Origin of the sequence: Stenotrophomonas sp. Marseille-Q5258 (genome assembly GCF_946900935.1) — a bacterium.
GTDB lineage: Bacteria > Pseudomonadota > Gammaproteobacteria > Xanthomonadales > Xanthomonadaceae > Stenotrophomonas > Stenotrophomonas nematodicola.
The window spans coordinates 1-22,599 of sequence record NZ_CAMPPN010000020.1; the positions used below are offsets into that span (position 1 = coordinate 1).

General features: G+C 70.1%; 15 protein-coding genes and 1 riboswitch. Of the genes, 7 read left to right on the plus strand and 8 right to left on the minus strand.

Features of this window, described 5'->3' with window-relative positions; all coding sequences use genetic code 11:
- Positions 1-89: 89 nt before the first annotated feature.
- The 3 genes from OC534_RS14045 to OC534_RS14055 all read right to left on the minus strand — a co-directional run bounded on the left by OC534_RS14045 (position 90) and on the right by OC534_RS14055 (position 3,372).
- Positions 90-728: a hemolysin III family protein gene (locus OC534_RS14045; RefSeq protein WP_262072016.1), complete on the minus strand. Its 639-nt coding sequence runs from the start codon at positions 726-728 to the stop codon at positions 90-92.
- Between the two features lie 88 nt (positions 729-816).
- Positions 817-2,421 (minus strand): peptide chain release factor 3, encoded by a 1,605-nt coding sequence (locus tag OC534_RS14050; protein WP_136003072.1) that lies wholly within the window; start codon positions 2,419-2,421, stop codon positions 817-819.
- Positions 2,422-2,496: 75 nt separating this feature from the next.
- Positions 2,497-3,372 carry a M23 family metallopeptidase gene (locus tag OC534_RS14055; protein ID WP_153164651.1) on the minus strand — a complete coding sequence of 292 codons (876 nt, stop codon included), beginning with the start codon at positions 3,370-3,372 and terminating at the stop codon, positions 2,497-2,499.
- Positions 3,373-3,517: 145 nt separating this feature from the next.
- A riboswitch (SAM riboswitch) is annotated at positions 3,518-3,637 on the plus strand.
- Between the two features lie 78 nt (positions 3,638-3,715).
- On the opposite strand from OC534_RS14055, the gene OC534_RS14060 reads away from it, so the two are divergent.
- The 3 genes from OC534_RS14060 to OC534_RS14070 are packed head-to-tail and all read left to right on the plus strand — an operon-like array spanning position 3,716 to position 7,052.
- Complete coding sequence (locus OC534_RS14060; protein ID WP_136003074.1) at positions 3,716-4,747, plus strand: homoserine O-succinyltransferase; 1,032 nt, start codon at positions 3,716-3,718, stop codon at positions 4,745-4,747.
- A complete protein-coding gene (locus tag OC534_RS14065; protein WP_136003075.1) occupies positions 4,744-5,988 on the plus strand; it encodes an O-succinylhomoserine (thiol)-lyase in 1,245 nt (414 codons plus the stop codon). Before OC534_RS14060 ends, OC534_RS14065 begins: the two co-directional genes overlap by 4 nt.
- The gene (locus OC534_RS14070) at positions 5,985-7,052 is read left to right on the plus strand and encodes a homoserine dehydrogenase (RefSeq protein WP_153164650.1); all 1,068 of its coding nucleotides are present in this window, start codon (positions 5,985-5,987) and stop codon (positions 7,050-7,052) included. Before OC534_RS14065 ends, OC534_RS14070 begins: the two co-directional genes overlap by 4 nt.
- Before the next feature lie 43 nt (positions 7,053-7,095).
- Here the strand turns inward: OC534_RS14070 and OC534_RS14075 are convergent, their stop codons facing one another.
- Together OC534_RS14075 and OC534_RS14080 are read right to left on the minus strand one after the other, a co-directional pair.
- Complete coding sequence (locus tag OC534_RS14075) at positions 7,096-8,100, minus strand: alpha/beta hydrolase (RefSeq protein WP_262071999.1); 1,005 nt, start codon at positions 8,098-8,100, stop codon at positions 7,096-7,098.
- A gap of 99 nt (positions 8,101-8,199) precedes the next feature.
- On the minus strand, positions 8,200-9,582 hold the full coding sequence (locus OC534_RS14080) for an L-serine ammonia-lyase (RefSeq protein ID WP_136003078.1): 1,383 nt from the start codon (positions 9,580-9,582) through the stop codon (positions 8,200-8,202).
- Positions 9,583-9,679: 97 nt separating this feature from the next.
- On the opposite strand from OC534_RS14080, the gene OC534_RS14085 reads away from it, so the two are divergent.
- Positions 9,680-9,898, plus strand: coding sequence for a glutaredoxin family protein (locus OC534_RS14085; protein WP_229296476.1), 219 nt, complete (start codon positions 9,680-9,682; stop codon positions 9,896-9,898).
- Between the two features lie 85 nt (positions 9,899-9,983).
- On the opposite strand, the gene OC534_RS14090 is transcribed toward OC534_RS14085, so the two are convergent.
- From OC534_RS14090 to OC534_RS14100, 3 genes are read right to left on the minus strand one after another with little or no spacing between them, the layout of a single operon-like run.
- Entirely contained in the window at positions 9,984-10,550 is a 567-nt protein-coding gene (locus OC534_RS14090; protein WP_136003080.1) for a YceI family protein, read from the minus strand.
- Positions 10,551-10,552: 2 nt separating this feature from the next.
- The gene (locus OC534_RS14095) at positions 10,553-11,125 is read right to left on the minus strand and encodes a cytochrome b (RefSeq protein WP_136003081.1); all 573 of its coding nucleotides are present in this window, start codon (positions 11,123-11,125) and stop codon (positions 10,553-10,555) included.
- Complete coding sequence (locus OC534_RS14100; RefSeq protein ID WP_262072000.1) at positions 11,122-11,805, minus strand: YceI family protein; 684 nt, start codon at positions 11,803-11,805, stop codon at positions 11,122-11,124. The genes OC534_RS14095 and OC534_RS14100 overlap by 4 nt, the downstream gene beginning before the upstream one ends.
- 185 nt (positions 11,806-11,990) lie before the next feature.
- Between OC534_RS14100 and OC534_RS14105 the strand changes: the two genes are divergently transcribed.
- The 3 genes from OC534_RS14105 (at position 11,991) to OC534_RS14115 (ending at position 22,590) form a co-directional block, all read left to right on the plus strand.
- Positions 11,991-15,536, plus strand: coding sequence for a hybrid sensor histidine kinase/response regulator (locus tag OC534_RS14105; RefSeq protein ID WP_206147330.1), 3,546 nt, complete (start codon positions 11,991-11,993; stop codon positions 15,534-15,536).
- A 152-nt stretch (positions 15,537-15,688) separates the two neighbouring features.
- Positions 15,689-19,168, plus strand: a complete 3,480-nt coding sequence (locus OC534_RS14110) for an ATP-binding protein (RefSeq protein WP_262072001.1) — start codon at positions 15,689-15,691, stop codon at positions 19,166-19,168.
- 95 nt (positions 19,169-19,263) lie between these two features.
- Positions 19,264-22,590 carry a two-component regulator propeller domain-containing protein gene (locus OC534_RS14115; protein ID WP_262072002.1) on the plus strand — a complete coding sequence of 1,109 codons (3,327 nt, stop codon included), beginning with the start codon at positions 19,264-19,266 and terminating at the stop codon, positions 22,588-22,590.
- Positions 22,591-22,599: the final 9 nt, after the last annotated feature.

Sequence of the window (22,599 nt, forward strand, 5' to 3'; positions counted from 1 at the left end):
GGGGTGCGGGGGGGTTCGGGTATCCCGGGGGGCCCCGAAAACCCCCCCCGCCCCGCCGACGTTGATCTTGACGTTGCCGTCGACGTGGATCAGAGAATCGGCGCAGTCACGGCCACAAAGTGGCAGACGCTGCCGCCGATGACGAACAGGTGCCAGATCGCGTGCGAATAGGGGATCGACTCGCGGTGGTAGAAGTAGGTGCCCAGCGTGTAGGACAGGCCGCCAGCGAGCAGCCAGCCCAGTGTCCAGGCGTCCAGCGACGCCCACATCGGCTTGATCGCCACCAGCACCATCCAGCCCATCGCGATGTAGATCAGCGTGGACAGCAGCTTGAAGCGACCGGTGTAGAACAGTTTGAACACCACGCCGAACAGCGCCAGCGCCCAGATCGCGGTGAACATGCCCCAGCCCCACGGGCCGCGCAGGCCGATGAGGGTGAACGGGGTGTAGGTGCCGGCGATCAGCAGGTAGATCGCGCAGTGGTCGAACACTTTCAGCCGGCCCTTGGCGATCGGGTGCTGAATGGCGTGGTAGAGCGTGGAGGCGGTGTACAGCAGCAGCAGGGCCACGCCGAACACAATCGCGCTGGCCAGTTGCCAGCCGTCACCATAGATGGCGGCCAGCGTGATCAGCACCGCGCTGGCGGCGAGTGCGGCGACCGCGCCGAGCCCGTGGGTCAGGGCGCTGGCGATTTCTTCACGTACGGAAACGACTGAGGTCATGGCGATGATCGGGTGCGCGGGGAGGGGGAGCCCGCTCCCCCCTATCATCGCCGCGATGGCGCGCGCTTGCACGCACGCCTGTTCAGCCGTTCGATCAGGCGACCGAGACGCTGTGCGCCGCTTCGCGCGTGGCGGCGAAGCGAACGTCCGGCGCGCGCTCCTGCGCCAGCTGCAGATTGACCCGGGTCGGGGCCAGGTATACCAGCTGGCCGGCGGCATCGATGCCCAGGTTGCTGGCGTTCTTCTCGCGGAATTCTTCCAGCTTCTTTTCGTCGCTGCAGGTGACCCACCGCGCGGTGGTCACGCTGACCGGCTCGAACGTGGCCTCCACACCGTACTCGTCCTTGAGACGATAGGCCGCCACATCGAACTGCAGCACGCCGACCGCCCCCAGGATCAGGTCGTTGCTCATCAGCGGACGGAAGAACTGGGTTGCGCCTTCTTCGGACAACTGCGCCAGACCCTTCTGCAACTGCTTGAGCTTCAGCGGGTCGCGCAGGCGCGCGCGGCGGAACAGCTCCGGCGCGAAGTTCGGAATGCCGGTGAAGCTCACCGCTTCGCCTTCGGTGAACGTATCGCCGATGGAAATGGTGCCGTGGTTGTGGATGCCGATCACATCGCCAGGCCAGGCCTCGGCGGCGATCTCGCGATCGCTGGCCATGAAGGTCAGCGCATTGGCCAGCTTCATTTCCTTGCCGCTGCGCACGTGGAAGGTCTTCATGCCGGCCACGAATCGGCCCGAACACACCCGCATGAAGGCCACGCGGTCGCGGTGCTGCGGGTCCATGTTGGCCTGGATCTTGAACACGAACCCGGTCAGCTTGTTTTCCTGCGGTGCGATCACCCGGCCGGTGGTCGCGCGCGGCTGCGGCGACGGGGCGTGCTCGACAAAGAAGTCCAGCAGTGGCTGCACGCCGAAATTGTTCACGCCCGAGCCGAAGAACACCGGGGTCTGCTTGCCGGCCAGGTAGGCCTCCACGTCGAACGGATGGCTGGCGCCCTGCACCAGCTCCAGTTCGTCGCGCAGGTCGGCCAGCATGCGTTCGCCGATCTTCTCGGCCAGGCCCGGCGAGTCGATCGACGGGAAGATGGTCGAATCCTGGCGGGTGAAGTTGCGGCCCTGCTCGTAGAGGTGCACTTCGCCGCTGATCAGGTGGACCACGCCCTTGAGGCGCTGGCCCATGCCGATCGGCCAGGTGACCGGCGCGCACTGGATGCCCAGCACGCTTTCCACTTCATCCAGCAGGTCGATCGGCTCCTTGCCTTCGCGGTCGAGCTTGTTGATGAAGGTCATGATCGGCGTGTCGCGCAGGCGGCACACTTCCATCAGCTTGATGGTGCGCTCTTCCACGCCCTTGGCCACGTCGATGACCATCAACGCCGAGTCCACCGCGGTCAGCACGCGGTAGGTGTCCTCGCCGAAGTCGGCGTGGCCGGGGGTGTCGAGCAGGTTGACGATCTTGCCTTCGTAGGGGAACTGCATCACCGACGAGGTGACCGAGATGCCGCGCTCCTTTTCCAGCGCCATCCAGTCCGACGTGGCATGGCGCGCGGCCTTGCGCCCCTTGACCGAGCCGGCCATCTGGATCGCACCGCCGAACAGCAGGAGCTTTTCGGTCAGCGTGGTCTTGCCGGCGTCAGGATGGGAAATGATGGCGAAGGTGCGGCGGCGCGCAGCTTCGGTAGCGACTTCGGACATGGCGTGACGCGCCCGCCCGGGGCGCTTTTCAAAGAGATAAGCCGCCGATTATACCGGGCCGCCGGGGTTGGCGGGTCAGGGCGCGGCCCCGTCGCCGCCCGGGGCCACCTCACGGGCGAACTGCAGCTCGCCCTGGGGCGCCACGATGCGCACCGGAATCGAACGCAGCTGCATGCCGGTATTGGCCTGGACCACGAAGTGCAGGTGCGGGGCCGTGCTGTAGCCGGTGTTGCCCGATACGCCGATGCGCTGGCCGGCCTCCACCCGCTGGCCGCTTCGGACCAGCACCCCATTGGCCTGCAGGTGGGCATAGACCGCCATGCTGCCGTCTTCATGCAGCACCCGGATGAAGTTGGCGCGGTCCCGGTCGCGCGCCGGGTCCTGGCCGTTGTCGTGGAAATTGCCCTGCACCTGCATCACCTTGCCGGCACGTGCGGCCAGCACCGGCGTGCCCTCGGGAAGGGCGAAATCGACCGCATCGCGGTTCTCCGCGTCGGTGTGGCTGAAACGCCCCTGGGGCGCCTGGGTTACCTGGAAGCGCTTGGCATCGAACGGCAGCTGGTAGGCCACGTCCATCGGCCGGGCCGCCGGATCGCCCGGTACCGCATCCAGCAGCAGGTTCAGCCGCTGGGTGTCCGGCGGCAACTGCAGACGCGTCACCACCACGCTGGCCGAGCCGGGCAGGACGGTCTGCATCGGCAGCCCGGGCAGCGCCACGGCGCCCGCATCCTGGCGCAGCGCCACCTGCACCGGGCCGGCGAGGTGGTTGTCGACCCGGGCCTGCCAGCGGCTGGCGCCGCCTTCCAGCTTCACCGAGGCCAGCGCGCCGGCGCTTGCGCCCTGCGGCACCCCGGTGGGCTGGACCATGCCCCAGCCCGAGCGCCAGTCCGGCGGCGCGGCCCCGGCCAGCAGGGGGCATGGCAGCAACAGCAGCAGCACGATCCGTCGCATGGTGTCGATCCTATTGAGGTGCGCGGACTCTACGCAATGTGGTCCGTTCAGGAAAGACGGGGCCCAATGCCCTGATGAGAAAAAACTATATCGCTTCATCCCGATGAAGGGATTGACATGCGCTGTGGGGGCTGGCATCGTGGCTCCACCATCGAGACCGGCAGAGGGACAGGCCCTTTGAAGCCGGGGCAGCCCGCAGGCGCGCAAGCGACCTGCGTAGGTGCCAAATCCTGCGGGGACCGTGGCGTCCACCGAAAGATGGTTCGACCCATGCACTGTGCGTGCATCTCGAACGCGAGCTCCGCGAAAGCTCGATGGCCGATTTCCTTCCTGGGATACCGCCATGCGTTTCGCCACCGCTTCAGCGCTCGCCACCGACACCTTCGCCCCTGTCAGCGTGCCCGTCATCGACGGCCGCAACGCCGTGCGCGGCGATATCGCCGCGGTGCTGTCGATGCGCCACGGGGGCGTGCGCCCGGTGCGTCTGCGCTACGAACTGGTCGGACGCGAGGATGCGCCGGTGGTGGTGCTGGCCGGTGGCATCTCGGCCCATCGCCACGTGGCTGCCAATGCCGAGTTCCCCGAGAAGGGCTGGGCCGACGGCCTGGTGGCGGCGGGCCGCACCCTGGACCCGGCCACGCTGCGCATCCTGGCGTTCGACTTCATCGGTGCCGACGGCGCGCTGGACCTGCCGATCGACACCGCCGACCAGGCCGATGCGCTGGCGCTGCTGCTCGACCAGCTCGGCATCGCGCAGCTGCAGTGTTTCGTCGGCTATTCCTACGGCGCCCTGGTCGGACAGCAGTTCGCGGTGCGGCACCGGCAGCGACTGCAGCGGCTGGTCGCGGTGAGCGGCGCGCATCGCCCGCACCCGTACGCCGCGGCGTGGCGCGCGCTGCAGCGCCGTGCGGTCGCCCTGGGGCAGCTGCAGTGCGCTGAAAGCCACGGGCTGTCGCTGGCCCGGCAGTTCGCCATGCTCAGCTACCGCACGCCGGAAGAATTCGGCGAGCGCTTCGATGCCGCACCGGAGGTGGTCAATGGCCGCGTGCGCGTGGCCGCCGAGGACTACCTGGATGCGGCCGGCGCACAGTACGTGGCGCGCACGCCGGTAAACGCCTACCTGCGCCTGTCCGAATCGATCGACCTGCACCGCGTCGACCCCACCGCCCTCCAGGTACCGACCGTGGTCGTCGCCGTCGAAGGGGACCGGCTGGTGCCACTGGCCGACTGCGTCGGCCTGGTCGAAGGGCTGGGCCCGCGCGGCAGCCTGCGCGTGCTGCGCTCGCCCTACGGCCACGACGCCTTCCTCAAAGAAACCGATCGCATCGACGCGATCCTCGCCAACGCCATCCGTTCCCCGGGAGAAACCGCATGAGTCTGTCCGCTGGTACCGAACCGTCCTGTAGCCGCGTCACCGCTGCGGTACGCGCCGGCATTGACCGTGATACCGCCCACGGCGCGGTGACCCCGCCGATCGTGTTGTCCTCCAATTTCAGCTTCGACGGTTTCGGCAACAAGCGTCAGTACGATTACACGCGCAGCGGCAATCCGACCCGCGACCTGCTGGGTGAGGCACTGGCCGAACTCGAAGGCGGCGCAGGGGGCGTGATCACCTCCACCGGCATGGGAGCGATCAACCTGGTGCTCAACGCGCTGCTGCAGCCGGGCGATACGCTGGTGGTGCCGCATGATGCGTACGGCGGCAGCTGGCGGCTGTTCAACGCCCTGGCGAAGAAGGGCCATTTCGGGCTGATCACCGCCGACCTCACGGATCCGCGCTCGCTGGCCGATGCGCTGGCGCAGTCGCCGACGCTGGTGCTGATCGAAACCCCGTCCAACCCGCTGCTGCGCATCACCGACCTGCGCTTCGTCATCGACGCCGCGCACAGGGCCGGCGCCAAGGTGGTGGTGGACAACACCTTTCTGTCGCCGGCGCTGCAGCAGCCGATCGCATTCGGCGCCGATCTGGTGCTGCACTCGACCACCAAGTACATCAATGGGCACAGCGACGTGGTGGGGGGGGCGGTGATTGCGCGCGATCCGGCGGTGCATGAGCAACTGGTGTGGTGGGCCAATGCGCTCGGGCTGACCGGCTCGCCGTTCGATGCCTTCCTGACCCTTCGCGGGCTGCGTACCCTCGGCGCGCGCCTGCGCGCGCACCAGGAGAACACCGCCGCAGTGGTCGATCTGCTGGCCGCCAGCGATGCGGTTGCCCAGGTGTACTACCCCGGGCTGGCGGACCATCCGGGGCACGCGATCGCCGCGCGCCAGCAGAGCGGTTTCGGCGCGATGCTGTCCTTCGAGCTGGCGTCCTGCGCCGGCGATGATCCACACGCGGCCGTGCGCGCCTTCGTCGACGGCCTGCGCTGTTTCACCCTGGCCGAATCGCTGGGCGGGGTCGAAAGCCTGGTCGCGCATCCGGCCACCATGACCCACGCCGCGATGACGCCGGAGGCGCGTGCGCATGCAGGGATCAGTGAAGGGCTGCTGCGCCTGTCGGTGGGCATCGAATCGCCCGAGGACCTCGTGGCCGACCTGCAGGCCGGGCTGGAACGCGCGCAGGCGGTGATCAACCTGCAGGCCCGGACGGCACACCGCAAACAGGTGGATGCATGAGCGCGGTCCTGACGTTGGCCCCGGCCACGGCGCGACGTCTGGCGCTGCTCGGCACCGGCACCGTCGGCACTGCGTTCGTGCAGCGCTACCAGTCGTTGCTGGCACGCGGCGTGGCACTGCCGCAGTTCTCCTGGCTGGCCAATTCGCGGACGGCGCGCGCCTGTGGGCACGCGCCGGAACAGGAGCTGCAGCTGGCCAACCTGGCTGCCCGTACCGCGCCGGCGTTGCAGCCCTGGGCGGACACCGACGGCCTGCAGCGCGGCGATGTGGTGGTGGATGCCACCGCCAGCGACGAGGTGGCCAACCGGCATGAGCAATGGCTGGCTCGCGGCGTGCATGTGGTAACCGCCAACAAGCTCGGCCAGGGCGCGCAGCTCGCGCGGGCGCAGGCCATCGCCGACAGCCGCCAGGGCAGCGACGCGCAGTACGGCGACAGCGCCACGGTAGGCGCGGGCCTGCCGCTGCTGAGCAGCCTGCGCGCGCTGGTGGCCGGGGGGGACCGCATCCACCGCGTGGAAGGCGTGCTGTCCGGATCGCTGGCCTGGCTGTTCCATCACTACGATGGCCAACGCGCGTTCTCCGATTGGGTGCGCGAGGCCGCCCGCGCCGGGTACACCGAGCCGGACCCGCGCGTGGACCTGTCCGGTGAGGACGTACGCCGCAAGCTGCTGATCCTGGCCCGGGCCAGTGGCATCGCGCTGTGCGCCGGGCAGGTGCGGGTGGCCTCGCTGGTGCCGGACGCGCTGGCCGCGTTGCCGGCCGACGCGGCGCTGGGCGCGTTGTCGCAGCTTGATGCGCCGCTGCTGCAGTACTGGCACCAGGCACAGACACAGGGTGGCTGCCTGCGCTTCGTCGGCGGCTTCGACCACGACGGCGCGTCGGTGGGGCTGCGCATCCTGCCGCTCGACCACCCGTTGGCGGGCGGGGCGCAGACCGACAACCGGGTGGCGATCCACAGCGACCGTTATCAGCAGCAGCCGCTGCTGATCCAGGGTCCGGGTGCGGGCGCCGGCGTCACCGCGGCGGCGCTGCTCGACGACGTGCTGGCGATCGTACGGCGCTGATCATTGCCACCCCAGGCGTGGCCAGCCGACCAACGGCCGGCCCCTACCTGCCTGGGTTTTGCAGGGCGTTCAACAGGGCGGCGTTGAACCGTTCCGGGTCCTGCACCTGTGGCGAATGGCCGAGGTCGTCGAACGTCACCAGCGTCGCGCCGGGGATCGCAGCGGCGGCGGCCCTGCCCAGCGTCGGGTAGTCGCCCAGCGTGGCCTTCAACGCCGGCGGTGCGAGGTCCCGGCCGATGGCGGTGCGGTCGGTCTGGCCGATGAACAGCGTGGTGGGCACGGCGATGCGCGGCAGCTCGTATACCACCGGCTGATTGAACACCATGTCCGAGGTGAGTGCCTGGCTCCAGGCCACCGCTTCCTTCCCCGCACCGTCATACATGCGCGATTGCATGCGCACCCACTGTTCGTACTGCGGTTTCCACTGGCCGTTGTAGTACACCTCCCGCTGGTACGCCCTGATACTGTCGGCGCTGGTCTTGAGTTCGTTGGCATACCACGCATCCACACTGCGCCACGGCACGCCTTTGGCCTTCCAGTCTTCCAACCCGATTGGATTGACCAGCGCGAGGTGGCGCAACTGCTGCGGATACATCAGGGCATAGCGCGCGGCGAGCATGCCGCCCATCGAATGGCCCACCAAGTCCACCTTGGCCGCGTCGAGGCCGAGGTGGGCCAGCAGCGCGTGGGTGTTGGCGGCGAGCTGTCCGAACGAATACTGGTAGCGCTCGGGCTTGCTGGATTTGCAGAAGCCGATCTGGTCCGGTGCGATCACCCGGTAGCCGGCGGCGGTGAGCGCGGCGATGCTGTCTTTCCAGGTTGCCGCGCAGAAGTTCTTGCCGTGCAGCAGCACCACCGTACCGGCGAACGCGGTTCCTGCCGGCGGAACATCCAGATACGCCATCTCCAGCGGCTGCCGTTGCGATCCGAGCGGGAAGATCTTCACCGGATACGGGTAGTCGAAGCCTTCCAGTCGCGGGCCATAGGTCTCGGCGGCGAAGGTGGTCAGCGGGAGGCAGGCGAGCAGGGCGGCGGCCAGGATGCGCATGGCGGTCTCCGGAAGGGAAACCCGGACTTTACCGGAGGTGCCGCGCACGTGCCGCGACACCATGACCGGTGCAGCCGACCGTGGGTCGGCGGCCGCGGATCAGCACTCGATGACGTTGACCGCCAGGCCGCCGCGGCTGGTTTCCTTGTACTTGTCCTGCATGTCGCGGCCGGTGTCGCGCATGGTCTTGATGACCTTGTCCAGCGATACCTTGTGCTTGCCGTCGCCACGCATGGCCATGCGGCTGGCGTTGATCGCCTTGACCGCGCCCATCGCGTTGCGCTCGATGCAGGGGATCTGCACCAGGCCACCGATCGGGTCGCAGGTCAGGCCGAGGTTGTGCTCCATGCCGATCTCGGCGGCATTCTCGATCTGGCTGGGGTTGCCGCCGAGTGCGGCAACCAGGCCGCCGGCGGCCATCGAGCAGGCCACGCCCACCTCGCCCTGGCAACCGACTTCGGCGCCGGAGATCGAGGCGTTTTCCTTGTACAGGATGCCGATCGCGGCGGAGGTCAGCAGGAAGTCGAACACGCGCTGTTCATTGGCGCCGGGGCAGAAGCGATCGAAGTAGTGCAGCACGGCCGGCAGCACGCCGGCAGCGCCGTTGGTCGGGGCGGTGACCACACGGCCGCCGGCTGCGTTTTCCTCGTTGACCGCCAGCGCGTACAGGTTCACCCAGTCCAGCGTGGTCAGCGGATCGCGCATGGCCGCTTCAGGCTTGGACGACAGTTCGCGATACAGCGCCGGAGCACGGCGTGAGACATGCAGGCCACCGGGCAGGGTGCCTTCCTGGCGGATGCCGCGTGCCACGCAGCTCTGCATGGCATTCCAGATTTCGCGCAGCTGATCGCGGATCTCGTCCTCGGTACGCCAGCACTTCTCGTTCTCGAACATCATCTGGGCGATGCTCAGGCCACTGCGCGCGGTCTGCGCCAGCAGCTCGTCGCCGCTCTTGAACGGATACGGCAGCGGCGTTTCATCGGGCACGATGCGATCGTCGGCGGCGTCGTCCTGGTTGACCACGAAGCCGCCGCCCACCGAGTAGTAGTCGCGGGTGGCGATGACCTGTTCCTGCGCGTCGTACGCGGTGAAGCGCATGCCGTTGGTGTGATAGGGCAGCTTCTGGCGCTTGTTCAGGCCGAGGTCGCGCTTTTCGTCGAACACGATCTCATGCTGGCCCATCAGCTTCAGGCGCTTGGTGGTGCGGATGCGCTCCAGCGTTTCCGGAATGATGTCCGGATCGATCAGGTTCGGGCGCTGGCCTTCCAGCCCGAGCAGCACCGCTTTGTCGGTGCCGTGGCCGCGACCGGTGAGGGCCAGCGAGCCGTAGACGTCGGCCCGGATGCGCACCACGTCCTGCAGATGCCCCGGGTCGAGCAGCCAGCGGTGCACGAAACGCTCGGCAGCCTTCATCGGTCCTACGGTATGCGAGGAACTCGGGCCAATGCCGATCTTGAACACATCGAACGTGCTGACTGCCATGATTGCCAAACTGCGGGTATCGGATGGAGCGCCATTCTATGCTGTCGCGGGCGCCAGCCATGATTGCGGCGCAACATTTTCCAAGGCGGGTGGGCCGGTGTTTACCTTGTACCAGCGTGATGACTGCCACTTGTGCGACCAGGCCCTGGCGGTGCTGGCGCAGGCCCGGGTGGGCGATCTGGACAGTGTGTTCATCGACGACGATGCGGCGCTGGAGGCCCGTTACGGGCTGCGCGTGCCGGTGCTGCGCGATGCGCAGGGCCGCGAGCTGGACTGGCCGTTCGATGTGGCGGCGCTGCGGGCCTGGATGGGCTGACGCCTGCAGGGCGCCGGCTGGTGGCCGGCGCCCTGCAGGCGATCGATGGGGCGGGGGCCGGCACCGGCCGGCGCGGTCGCCCGCGTTACTTTGCTTTCAGGACGACCTTGGTGCTGATCGCGGTTTCGTTGGGGATGGTCTTGGTGTCGGCCCAGTCGCCGCCGCCCACGCCGAAGTCCAGGCGCTTGACCGTGGCCTTGCCGGTGAGTACCGGCTGGGCGCCCGGGGTCCAGGTGAAGGTCAGCGTGACCGGCTTGCTGACGCCGCGCAGTTCCAGCGTGCCGTCGGCGGCGAACTGGTTGTTGCCCAGTGCGCGGAACCTGCTGGCGCTGTACTTGGCCTGGGCGAACTTGCCGACGTTGAAGAAGTCGGCGCCCTGCAGCGTGGAGTCGCGGTCGCTGTTGCCGCTCTTGGCGCCGGCCAGCGGAATGGTCACTTCCAGGTGCGAGCCGTCCAGCTTGGCCGGATCGAAGCTGAGCCTGGTGTCGAAGCCCGGGAAGCTGCCGGTGAAGACTTCGCCGTCGTATTTGGTGGCAAACACCAGGACCGAACCAGGCGCCTGCACGTACTCGGCGGCAAGGGCCGGGGCGGCGGCCATCAGACCGGCCAGGGCGGCGGCGACCGCTGCGGGGGTGGTGAGCTTGATGTTCATTCTCAATCCTTCTGGGGGGAGGCGAGCCAGCGCTGCGGCATCATGCGCGCAAGGGTGGCATCGCGTTGGTAAAGATGGTGGTAAAGCGCGGCGCCGGCATGGGCCAACACCACGGCGATCAGCAGCCAGAAGCCCCACTCGTGGATGGCATGGGAGATCTGGGTGACCTGCGCGTCCGGCGCGCTGAGCTTGGGCACGTTGACCAGGCCGAACCAGCGGAACGGGCGCAGTCCACTGGCCGAGTCGTACAGCCAGCCCGACAGCGGGATGGCGAACATCAGCACATACAGCAGCCAATGGGTGGTCGAGGCGATGCGCTCCTGCCAGGTCGGTGTGCCGGGCACCGGCCCCGGCGCGCCGGCATACAGTCGCCAGCCCAGGCGGACCACCACCAGTGCCAGCACGGTAATGCCGATCGACTTGTGCATCGTGTAGATCCAGAAGTACTTCGGCGTCTTCGGGAACTCGCCCATCGTCAGGCCGACGATGCCCAGGGCGAGGATCAGCACGGCGATCAACCAGTGCAGGGTCATGCTGACGCCGCCCCAGCGGGCAGCGGTGTTCTTGGCGGTCATGGCGTGGTCTCCTGGACCGGCTGAGGGGATGGGGAATCGGAGTGCGGTGTGGTCGGCGGAGTTCCCGCATCCTCGACGGACGGTGTGTCCTGCGGATCGGCGGCAGTGCGGTCGCGCACCGCCTCGGCCTCGATGCGCAGCTGCACCTCATCGCCGATCATCGACGGCCAGCCATCCACGCCGAATGCGCTGCGGCTGAGCGTGGCGGTGGCCGAGAAACCGGCGGTGCGCCGGAACGGCGGCAGCGGGTGGCGCTTGAGTGCGTTGAGCGTGACCGCCAGCGTGACTTCGCGGCTGACCCCGTGCAGGGTCAGCTGGCCGATGACGTTGGCGTGGGTGGCGTCGATCCGCTCGACCCGCGTGGACACGAAGCGGGCCTCGGGAAAGCGCTCGGCATCGAGCAGGCTGCGCGCCAGCGTGGCCTTGTTCCATTTGTCGTCGCCCAGGTCCAGGCGCTGCAGCGGCACGCTGACGTTGAGCGTTGCCCCGGCCCAGTCCTGCGGATCGAACACGAGTACGCCCTCGCTGCCGGAGATGGTGCCCAGCGCATGCGAGAAGCCGGCGTGTTCGATCGCAAACAGCACCCGTGTGTGGACCGGGTCCAGGCGGTAGCTGTCGGCGGCAAGCGCCAGGCCGGGGGCGGAGAACAGCAGCAGGGCAAGGGTCAGGCGCAGGGACATGGCCGGGCTCCATCGGAATCTGTGCCGATCATACGCACAGGTCTGCGCAGCCATGCAGGCTCATGGCTGCAACAGTTCGTGGTGCCGGTGTGAACGCGCCCGGCGCCGGTTCCGTGCGGGGGCCGGGCGCAGGAGAAAGCGTGTTCCATGCGACAATCCGCGCCTACACGGAGATCGGAATGGCGATGAGCGCGCGCGTCTGGCGGGCTGGCATCGTGGTGTTGGTGCTGTGGCTGTGTGCAGTGCCGGCCGCGTCGTGGGCCACAGGGACATCGGCAGAAACACCGCGCATGCGCCGCTTCGGTGCCGCCGAAGGCATGCCCTCGCGCATGGTGCTGGCGCTGGCCCAGGACCGCCAGGGATACGTATGGGCGGCCACCGATGACGGACTTGCACGCCTGGACGGTGTGGGGCTGCGTGTCTGGCGCCACGATCCGGCCGATCCCGATTCGATTCCGGGCAACGAAGTGGAGACCCTGCTGGTCGACCCGCTGGACCGCGTGTGGGTAGGGACCAACGGGGTGGGCCTGAGCATGCTGGGGCCGGAGCGCCGCCGCTTCGAACGCTTCGCCGATGTGAACGCACGCTGCGAGGGACAGTTCTGGTCGCTGGCCTATGCGGCGCGGTCGTTGTGGATCGGCACCAACCAGCACGGCATCTGCCGGCGCGGCGAAGATGGCCGGCTGATCCGCTACCAGGCCGATCCGGGCGACCCACGCACGCTGCCGGACAACACCATCTATACGCTGCTGACCGACCCGCAGGGACGGGTATGGGTGGGCACCGGCAGTGGCGTGGCGCGCTGGGAAGGCGATCATTTCACCCGCATCGCGCCGGCGTTGCTGGGCGGCAAGAGCGTGTTCCGCCTCACCCGCGAACCGGATGGCACGGTCTGGGCCGGCACCGAGGGCGGGCTGTTCCGGATCGGCGCCGATGACGTGGTCACCCCCGCGCCGTGGACGTTGAGCGCCGACGTGCGCGCGGCCAGCGTGATCCACGACCGCAACGGTGGCTACTGGCTGGGCACGGCCGATGGCCTGTACCGGGGCAACGACCGCGCCCTGCGCCTGCTGGCCGGTGATGCGGGCAGCGGCTTCCTGACGGCCCGCAGTGGGGTGCTGGACCTGCTGCAGGACCACGAGGGCGGGCTGTGGGTGGCCATGCTGACCCAGGGCCTGGCGTACCTGCCGCCGGACTGGAAGCGCTTTTCCAGCTGGTACCAGCTGGACGGCAAGCCGCTGGACAGCGCCTACCTGCTCGGCGTGGCCGCCGCCGGCGAAGCGTTCTACATCGCCGGCGCGCATGGCCTGTACCGGTTGGACGAGGTGGGGCGATTGAGCCAGATCGCCGACGACGCCCGGATCGGGGTAGGCGCGGCATGGTCGGTATTGCCGCGCGCCGATGGCGCGCTGTGGATCGGCCGGGCCGGGCGCCTGAGCCTGTACCAGCCACGCACCGGTGCGTTGCGCGAGTGGAAGATCGGCGGAGGATCGGATGTCCGCCAGCGTATCGACCTGATCCGCCAGGCGCCCGATGGGGAGCTGTGGCTGTCGATCATGAACTACGGAATCCAGCGCCGCGCCGCCGACGGCCGCGTGCTCGATACCATCCGCATCGACCAGGGCCGCGGGCTCACCGAGAACCCGGTCGAGCAGATGGTGTTCGACCCGCGCGGGCAGCTGTGGGTGGTGGGCGACATGGGGCTGCTGCGCTGGCGCAATGATCGGTTCGAGCAGGTGCCGGGCATTTCCCGCGGCAGCATCTACGACATTGCCTGGGACGGCCCGGACCACCTGTGGCTGGCCCGCAAGGGCGCGCTGGAGCGCTATGCGTGGGATGGCTTGAGCATGACCCTGCGCGAACGGGTCGGCGCGGCCCAGGGCCTGCCGCCGGTATCGATGGGCGGCGTGGTGGTGGGGCGCGATGGCCAGGTCTGGGCGACCACCCCGCGCGGCCTGGTGTCCTGGCATCCGCGCCTGCGGCGTGCGCGCCTGTACGGCGAGCGTGATGGTCTGCCCGATGCGGAGTTCAGCGGCCGGCCGCCGGTGCGCAACAGCAAGGGCCAGGTGCTGGCGGTGACCGCCACCGGTCTGGTGGGGTTCGATCCGGATGCGCCGGACATCGTGCTGCCGCCGTCGCAGCTGGTGATCGACAACGTGCAGGTGCGTCGCGACGATGCCGAAGGCCAGCAGACCCTGCCGATCAATGCGCCGATCACGCTGGGCCCGCTGGATCGTGACCTGATCATTTCCGCGCGGTTGTTGTCCTTCGCCAATCCCCAGGGCAACCGGTATCGCTACCGGGTCGCGGGTTATGACCAGAACTGGGTGATGCAGGCCGCCGATGGCGAGCGCCTGTTGTCGCGTCTGCCTGCCGGACAGTACGCCATCGATGTGCAGGCGGCGACGCCGCACGGCGACTGGACCCCCACGCGCACGCTCACCGTGCAGGTCAACCCGCCGTGGTGGCGCAGCAACTGGGCCATCGTCTGTTACGTGCTTGGCACGGTGCTGTCCATCGCCGCCATCGCCCACGTGGCCCGGGTTCGCCTGCGCCGGCGCCAGCAATGGCAGTTGACCCTGCACAAGCAGCAGCTGGCCGAACAGGCCTCGCAGGCCAAGAGCCGCTTCCTGGCCACGCTCGGGCACGAAGTGCGCACGCCGATGACCGGCGTGCTGGGCATGAGCGAACTGCTGCTCTCCACGCCGCTGGACGAGATCCAGCGCGGCTACGCCGCCTCCATCCAGCATGCCGGCACGCACCTGCTGCGGCTGGTCAATGATGCGCTTGACCTGGCCCGCATCGAAGCAGGCCGGCTGGAGCTGGACATCCGCCCGTTCGATCTGATGACGCTGCTTGAGCAGGTGGAAGCCTTGATGGAGCCGATGGCCCACCACCGTGGCCTGGCCTTCGAGCGCAGTTTCAATCTGCCCGGGCCCGTCCAGGTCAGCGGCGATGAAATGCGGATCCGCCAGATCCTGATGAACCTGCTCGGCAACGCCATCAAGTTCACCGAGCAGGGCCACGTCGGGCTGGGCATCGAGTTGGTCGACGACGGCCACGGCGTGGTCTTCGAGGTCTCCGATACCGGACCAGGCATCAGCGAGGAACAGCAGCAGCGCCTGTTCCACCGTTTCGAACAGGCCGACGGGCCGCGCACCGCATCGCGCTACGGCGGCAGCGGGCTGGGGCTGGCGATCTGCCAGGAACTGGCGGTGGCGATGGGCGGGCGGATCGGCATCGACAGCCGCCCGGGCCAGGGCGCGCGTTTCAGTGTGCACCTGCCGCTGCCGTGGACGCTGCAGCGCAGCCGCCATGTGGGGGACGCGACGGACGACACGCGCGCGGCGCTGCCGCCGCTGCGCATCCTGCTGGTGGAAGACGATGCGACCGTCGCCGATGTCATCACCGGCCTGCTGCGCACGCGCGGGCATGAGGTGGTGCATGTGCTGCATGGGCTGGCGGCGCTGTCGGAAGTGGCCTCGGGCCGTTTCGACATCGGGCTGCTGGATCTGGACCTGCCGGCGCTGGACGGCATCGCGATCGCTTCGCAGCTGCGCGCGATGGGCTACGAGCTGCCGCTGATCGCGGTGACCGCGCGATCGGATGCCTACGCCGAGCAGCAGGTACTGGCCTCGGGATTCGACGGCTTCCTGCGCAAGCCGGTGACGGGCGACATGCTGGTGGAGGCCATCGCGCAGGCGCGGATGGCGCGGCAACCTGTGCACTGAGTCCTGCATCGATTGATGGCGCGCGCCTATTCGGCGGAAGTGATCTGAACCTTGATTGCTCGGAACGTGAACTGACGTCGGCTGCAGGCGCGTAGCGATGCTCCCGGTCCCGTAGCGTGCACGCGATGACACTCCTTCTTCCCCGTTAGGCCGTGGCGGCCCGCGCTGCGGAGGCCACCGCGTTCCTCCACGGATGTCGCCTGCTGCTGATGCTGGCCTGGCTGGCCTGGCCCCTGCGGGGCGATGCACAAGGGGGGATGCGCCCGGTGCCGCAACTGCAGGATGCGACCACCGGCTTGCCTGCCCGCGAGGTGCGCGACGTGGTGGAGGACGCGCTCGGCGACGTGTGGCTGGCCACCGAGCTGGGAGTGCTGCGCTTCGACGGGCGCCGCTATCGGCTGCAGCCGACAGCGCGCGGGATGTCGGAGACGGCGTGGGTACGGTTGCATGTCGATCCGCGCGGCCGACTGTGGGGCCTGACCGCTTCGCGACAGCTGATGGCCTGGTCGGACGACCGTGAACGGGTTGACCGCCATCCCGCGCCGCGCGCGCCGGGCGCCGCGCGCCCGCTGCGGATCGATCATCTGTCCAGTGACGTACTCGGCCTGTGGGTGGGCAGTGCCTCCGACGGGGCCTACGTGTGGCGCGATGCCGCCGGCTGGGTACGCGCGCGCGGCCTGCCGTCGCCGCAGATCACCGCACTGGCGCGTGATCGGGATGGGGGCATGTGGGTCGGGACCGCGAAGGGGTTGGCCTATGGTCGTTCGGCGCAGCTGACACCGGTCGCGGCATGGCCGTCCACACCGGTGGTGGGTCTGACCGCCGATCCGCGCGGCGGGGTCTGGGTGACCACCGCAGGGGCCGCCTTCCATCTTGCCCATCCCGATGCCGTGCCCACGCGCACCCACGCGACCGCCGCCCGCGCGCTGCTGCGGGGGGACGCCGGCGAGACCTGGTGGCAGCAGGCTGATGGGCTGGTGCTGACGCAGGCCGCCGAGGTGCGACGGGTTGCATTGCCATCCCCTCCAGGGCTGCCTGCGCCAGTGATTCGGCAGATGCAGGAAGACCGCAACGGCGGCGTGTGGCTGCGCAGCGACGACCATCGGCTGTGGCGCCTGCCGCCGCGCTGGCAGCAGTTCACCGCGCTGGCGTCGGGCGCGGGCCTGCGCGACCCCTACGCGGGCGCGCTGGCGGCGTCAAAGGATGGCCGGATCTGGGTGGCCGGCAGCCACGGCAACCTGCAGCTCCTCGACCCGCGTACCGGTGTGGCGGGGCGCCCGGTGCCGTTCACCGGTGAGCTGGACGAGGCACGCACGCTGGGCATGGCCGAGGATGCGCAGGGCAGGGTCTGGATCGCGACAGGCTCGCGGCTGTTGCGCTACACCCCTTCACACCGGCACTGGCGGCGCTGGTCATTGCCGGTCGACGCCGGGACGGGGCCGCTGGCGGTAACGGTGTGCCGCGATGGCGCGGTGTGGATCGTCGCCAACGACCACGTGCAGCGCCGCGATGCGGACGGTGTGGTGCGGCTGCGAGGCACGCCGGCGGCGCTGGGTTGGATGCCGCCGGCGTCGGCGGTCCCGCTGCTGTGCGCGCGCGATGGCACCCTGTGGGCGGGCGACCGCGGCGGGCTGCGTCGCTGGCTGCCGGCGCAGGAGCGCTTCACACGTGTGTCCGGCGGTCTATCAGGCCGTGTCTCGGCGTTGGCCGAGGATGCGCACGGGCATCTGTGGACCAGCGGTCCCGGCGCGTTGCAGCGCTACCGCTGGGATGGCCAGCGGCTGCACCCGACGCAGCGCTTCGATGCGGCTCAGGGGTATCCGCAGCTGGACGCGCAGGCGCTGGCCGTGGACGGGGCAGGAAGGGCGTGGAGCGGCAGCGCGCGGGGCCTGGTGCGTGCCGATCCGGATACCGGGCGGATCCGCCTGTTCGACACGGGCGACGGCGTGCCCGTGCAGCAGGTCATGCCCCAGCGCCTGCGCACGCTGTCCGATGGCACGCTGGTGGCGGCCGTGCGCGAAGGCGGCGTGCTGCTGTTCGATCCGGCCCGTCTGCGCGATCCGTCACGACGGCGCGGGCTGCACATCGACGCGGTCAGCGTGCACCGGGGGCACGCAATGGTCCCGTTGCCGGTGGCCGGCACCGTGCGGTTGCACGCGAGTGACCGCAACGTACGGGTTGCCGTGCGCCTGGCCGGCAATGCCGATCCCATGCGCGTGCGCTACCGTTTCGCACTGCGTGGCGCGGGCAACGACAGCGTGGATACCGGTCACCTCGGCCAGCGCATGTTCGCGCGGCTTCCGCCGGGCCGGCATGTCCTCGACGTGCAGGCGCTGCCAGATGACGGGAGTGCCGCGTCGCACACCTCCCTTGTGCTGGACGTCGCCCCCGGCGCCGGGCAGGCAATGCGCGGGCGGCTGGCCATCGCCGCGGTGCTTGGCGCGGCCACCGTGCTAGGCACACGTGCGTACCGCCGCCATGCAAGGCGGCGGCTGCGCGCCCGGCGTGGCGAGGAACAGCGGCAACGGGCGGCGCAGGCATCGCGGGCGCGCACCGACATGCTGCTGCGGTTGGGCCGGGATGTGCGGGTGCCGATGAGTGCGGTGCTCGGCTGGAGCGACGCGCTGCAGCACGCGCCGCTGACCGATGCGCAGCGCGACCAGGTGCGCAGCCTGCATCGCGCCGGTGAACACCTGATGCAGCTGATGGACGACGCGCTGGATGTCGCGCAGGTGGAGGCCGGAACCCCGCACCTGCAGTGTGTGGCGTTCGATCTGCCCGCGCTGCTGGACGATCTGCAGGCCCTGCTGCAACCGGTGGCGCAGGCGCGCGGCGTGTCGCTGCGCTGGCAGGTGGACCCGGCAGCCCGCCGCGGTTTCCTCGGCGATCCCGCACGCCTGCGTCAGATCCTGCTCAATCTGCTTGGCAACGCGTTGAAGTTCACGGCGCGTGGGCAGGTGGTGCTGGAGGCGGCGTACACCGGCACTGCGGACGGTGTGTGCCTGCGCGTGATCGATACGGGTCCGGGTCTGGACCCGGTGCAGCAGCGACGCATCTTCCAGCGCTTCGAGCAGGCCGACGGGGAGCGCACGGCGGCGCGCCACGGGGGGACCGGCCTGGGTCTGGCGATCTCGCGGCAGCTGGCCCAGGCGATGGGGGGCGACATCACGCTGGCGAGCGTGGTCGGGGAGGGGAGCTGCTTCACCCTGCAACTGCCCATGCCGCCGGTCCGCATGCCTGCCGACGCCGGCGATGTCGGGCAGCCCGCGCAGCGGCACGCACGCGCGCTGCGGCTGCTGGTGGTGGCGCCAGCCGTCGCCGACGTGATTGCCGCCTTGCTGCGGCACCTTGGCCATCACGTGCAGGTCGTCGACGGCCGGGCGCCGGAGCGGCCGAGGGCCGCGCCGGCATGGGACGTCATCGTGGTCGACCCGGCGCTCGGCGACGCCGCCGGCAGCGTCGGCCTGCGGCTGGCCACGCAATGGCCCGGCGTCCCCCGCCTGGCATTGAGCGCCTGCAGCGCCCCGCAGGCGGCGCGCCTGGCGGAGGCGGGTGGCTACGCCGCCTTCCTGCGGCTGCCTGTGACCGCAAGGCATCTGGCCACGGCATTGCAGCAGTGCGTGGACCGGTGATGAAGGGCCTGGTGCGGCTGTGCCTTGTCCTGCTCTGGGGGCACCTGGTCGTGCCGGGCGCGTGGGCTCACACGCCCGATGCGGTACAGGTTTCCATGCGTCAGGGACTGCCATCGGACCGTGTCTACCAGATCGTGGAGGATCGGCAGGGCTACCGCTGGTTTGCAACCTCCGATGGACTGGCGCGCCACGATGGACGGCGCTTCCGGCTGTGGCGCATTGAACAGGGGCTGCCCGACAACGACATCACCAGCGTGGCGCTGGATGCGCAGGACCAGCTGTGGGCCGGCACGGCCAGCGGCCATCTGCTGCATCTTTCCGCCGACGGCCGCCACCTGCGTCGCGTGGAGGGCGCGCGCGCGCTGGCCGCCAGTGCGATCACCACGCTGCTGCCCCTGCCAGACGGTTCGCTCTGGTTCGGCACGCGCGATGCCGGTCTGTATCGACGCACTGCCGACGGGCGGTTGCAGCGCTTCCTGCCGGGTCCGGCAGGGGCAGGATTGCCGTCTCCCCGCGTGCGTGCCCTTGCGCGCGGTGCGGATGGCACCGTGTGGATCGGCACTGCAGGGGGCCTGGCACGCTGGCGCGGGGAGGCCTTTCTGCCCACCCGCGCAGCGGACCGGGCAGTCCATGCGTTGGCCCCGGCGGGTGCGCACATGTGGGTCGGCGACGCCGGCGGTGTGCAGCGACGCACCGCGACGGAGGCAGTCGCCGCGTCTGCGTCCGTGCCGGGCCTGCGCCTGCTCGGTGTCACGCGCGATGGCGCGCGCTGGCTTGCGCAGGGCCCGCACGTGTGGCGCGAAGACCCGCAGACCGGCGTGCGGCGCGAGGTGGCGCTGACGGCGTCGGACGGACGGACACGCCCCCGTATCGTGGGCATGCACGAGGATCGCGATGGCGGCGTGTGGCTGCTTGCCGCCCAGTTGGGGGTCTGGCGGCTGCGGCCGGACTGGCGTGCGTTCCGCACCATCGCGGGTGCGCCGGGCCAGGACGCGGCACTGCCGGCGGCATGGACCAGTGGACGGGACGGCGGCGCATGGTGGGCACGCACCGACGGTGGGCTGCACTGGATCGACGCGACGGCCGCGCCGCGCTCCCGCCGGGTGGTGCGTGATGCGACTCCACGCGGGGCAGGCCGGCGTGCCGTTGTTGAAGACAGCCACGGCCAGGTGTGGATGGCGGGGCCGGGCCGGTTGACCCGCTGGGACCCGCGCAGCCGCGCAGTGCGTCGCTGGACGGTGCCGGTCCAGCCGCAGGGCGCCGAGCGGGTGCTTCGCAGTTGCGGAGCCGGGGAGCTCTGGCACCTGGACGGCGATTGGCTGCAGCAGCGCGATCGACGGGGACGCCTGCGTGGTCGCTGGTCGCGCAGCGCGGCAGGCCTGCCGGCAGCAGTGGATGCGGCAGCGATGCAATGCGGGGCCGACGGCGCACTCTGGGTGGCGTCGGCGACGCGGGTGTACCGCTGGGCGGCGGAACGCCAGCGGTTGGAGCCGGTGCCGGGCGTGGGCGGAGAGGCGGTGACGGCCTTGCATGTGGATGCGCAGGGCCGGGTGTGGGTGGCCGGGCGCTCGGCCGTGACCGGCTACCGCTGGCAGGGCGGCCGTCTCATCGCCGAGACACGACGGCCGCTCGACCCCGATGCAGGTCCCGTGCGTGGATTGGCCCGTGATGCCGGTGGCGGACTGTGGGCAACCACGGCACGCGGACTGCTGCGGCTGGGCCACGACGGGGCGGCGCCGCGCGTGCTCACGCCGGCCGATGGCCTGCCAGCTGCGGCAATGCGCAGCGGCCGGATACTGCGCGCCGGCCACCATCTGCTGCTGCCACTGGACACGGCCGGCGGGGCAGTGCTGGTGGAGGTGGCGGCGCTGCAGGCACCCCGCGCCGATCCGATACCGGTGCTGGATCGTGTACAGGTGCGTCGCCACGGCGTGCTGGCAGAGCTGCCGGCGGTCTCGCCCGTGCGGCTGCAGCCGGGCGACCGCGATCTGCGGGTGCAGGTGCGCGTGCTGGCCAGCGACGGGCGCCGCCGCGATTACCGCATCCGCATGGCAGGGCAGCGCGCCGGGTGGATCAGCGTCGGACGGCCGGGCATCCGCGAGTTTCCGACGTTGGCATCGGGACGTCATCGTGTGTTCTACCAGGCGCGCAGCGACGGCGGGCCGTGGTCGGCCGTGCAGGTACTGGAGGTGGACATGGCTCCCTCCACGCTGGAACGCACCGACGTCCGCGCCGGCCTGGCTGCCGGCGGCACCGTGCTGGTTGTGGCACTGGCCGGCGGCGGCGTGCGCCGGTGTCGGCAGCGGCGCCGCGAGGCGGCTGCGACGCGTCGCCAGGCGGCCGACGAACGGGCGGGGCGGGCCAAGGCAGACTACCTGGCAACGCTGGGCCACGAACTGCGGACCCCGTTGACCGGCGTGCTGGGCATGAGCGAGCTGCTGCTCGATGGCCGGCTTGGCCCTGTCGAGCAGGACCGGGTGCGGCGCATCCACCGGGCAGGGCGGCAACTGCTGGAAATCGTGAACCGCACGCTGGATACCGCCCGGCTGGAGGCGGGAAGGCCGAACCTGCATCCCCGCGTGTTTGCGCCGCTGGCAGTGTTGCAGCGGGTGGTCACTACCCAGGTGCTCCCGCTGTGCCAGCGTGGGCAGGCATTGGCGGCATGCCTGCGGGTGGGGCCCACCCAGGTCGGGTGCGGTGATCCGGAGCGCATGGCCGAGGCCGTCGTGCTGGCCCTGCAGGCCTTGTCCAGCGGTACCGATGCGCGGCAACTGCTGCTGCACGCCGACCCGTTGCCCGGGCACGCCGGCGTCCGCGTGGAACTGGCCGCGCATCTGCGCGGTGGGCGCAGGACGACAACGGCGACGTTGCCCCTGCCTTCGCCCACGTGCGAGGCGCTGCAGACCGCCCTGTCGCCGGCACGCCTGCGGGTGGAGGCGATGGGCGGGCATATCACCGTGGCCCCTGCCGTCGATGGTTGGCGGGTGCTGGTGCATCTGCCGATGGCCGGTGGCCTGCGGCACCGGAACCTGGACCTCGCCGATGATGGTGGCGGGCGGTCGCCGGTGCTGCTGGTGATGCAGGACACCGCCGCTGCCCGCAGGTTGATGGCCGGTCTGCGCGCGCACGGCCGGCACGTGCTGCATGCGGCGCACGCGCTGGCCGCCCTGCCGGTACTGTCGCGGGGGCCGGTGGAGGCACTGCTGGTGGAGCGCACACTGCCGGGGGTCGACGGCCTGGCGCTGCTCGGTCTGGTGCGCGAGCGACCCGGCGACGGGCCGGCCTGGCTGCTGGACCCGGCGCCGACTGCGGCGCTGTCGTGGCAGGCGCGGCAGGCCGGTGCCGCCGGCGTGGTGCCGCTGCCACTCGGCGCTGCGGCGATCGAGACGGTGCTGCAGGCCGGGCCGGAGGCGACGCCATGAGTCGGGCGG

What these genes read in the sequence shown, in the direction of transcription:
- OC534_RS14075 (WP_262071999.1), bottom strand. Translation starts at nt 8,100, where the DNA reads ATGCGCATCCTGGCCGCCGCCCTGCTCGCCTGCCTCCCGCTGACCACC.
- OC534_RS14050 (WP_136003072.1), bottom strand. Translation starts at nt 2,421, where the DNA reads ATGTCCGAAGTCGCTACCGAAGCTGCGCGCCGCCGCACCTTCGCCATC.
- OC534_RS14090 (WP_136003080.1), bottom strand. Translation starts at nt 10,550, where the DNA reads ATGAACATCAAGCTCACCACCCCCGCAGCGGTCGCCGCCGCCCTGGCC.
- OC534_RS14055 (WP_153164651.1), bottom strand. Translation starts at nt 3,372, where the DNA reads ATGCGACGGATCGTGCTGCTGCTGTTGCTGCCATGCCCCCTGCTGGCC.
- OC534_RS14080 (WP_136003078.1), bottom strand. Translation starts at nt 9,582, where the DNA reads ATGGCAGTCAGCACGTTCGATGTGTTCAAGATCGGCATTGGCCCGAGT.
- OC534_RS14105 (WP_206147330.1), top strand. Translation starts at nt 11,991, where the DNA reads ATGAGCGCGCGCGTCTGGCGGGCTGGCATCGTGGTGTTGGTGCTGTGG.
- OC534_RS14115 (WP_262072002.1), top strand. Translation starts at nt 19,264, where the DNA reads ATGCGTCAGGGACTGCCATCGGACCGTGTCTACCAGATCGTGGAGGAT.
- OC534_RS14095 (WP_136003081.1), bottom strand. Translation starts at nt 11,125, where the DNA reads ATGACCGCCAAGAACACCGCTGCCCGCTGGGGCGGCGTCAGCATGACC.
- OC534_RS14065 (WP_136003075.1), top strand. Translation starts at nt 4,744, where the DNA reads ATGAGTCTGTCCGCTGGTACCGAACCGTCCTGTAGCCGCGTCACCGCT.
- OC534_RS14070 (WP_153164650.1), top strand. Translation starts at nt 5,985, where the DNA reads ATGAGCGCGGTCCTGACGTTGGCCCCGGCCACGGCGCGACGTCTGGCG.
- OC534_RS14060 (WP_136003074.1), top strand. Translation starts at nt 3,716, where the DNA reads ATGCGTTTCGCCACCGCTTCAGCGCTCGCCACCGACACCTTCGCCCCT.
- OC534_RS14100 (WP_262072000.1), bottom strand. Translation starts at nt 11,805, where the DNA reads ATGTCCCTGCGCCTGACCCTTGCCCTGCTGCTGTTCTCCGCCCCCGGC.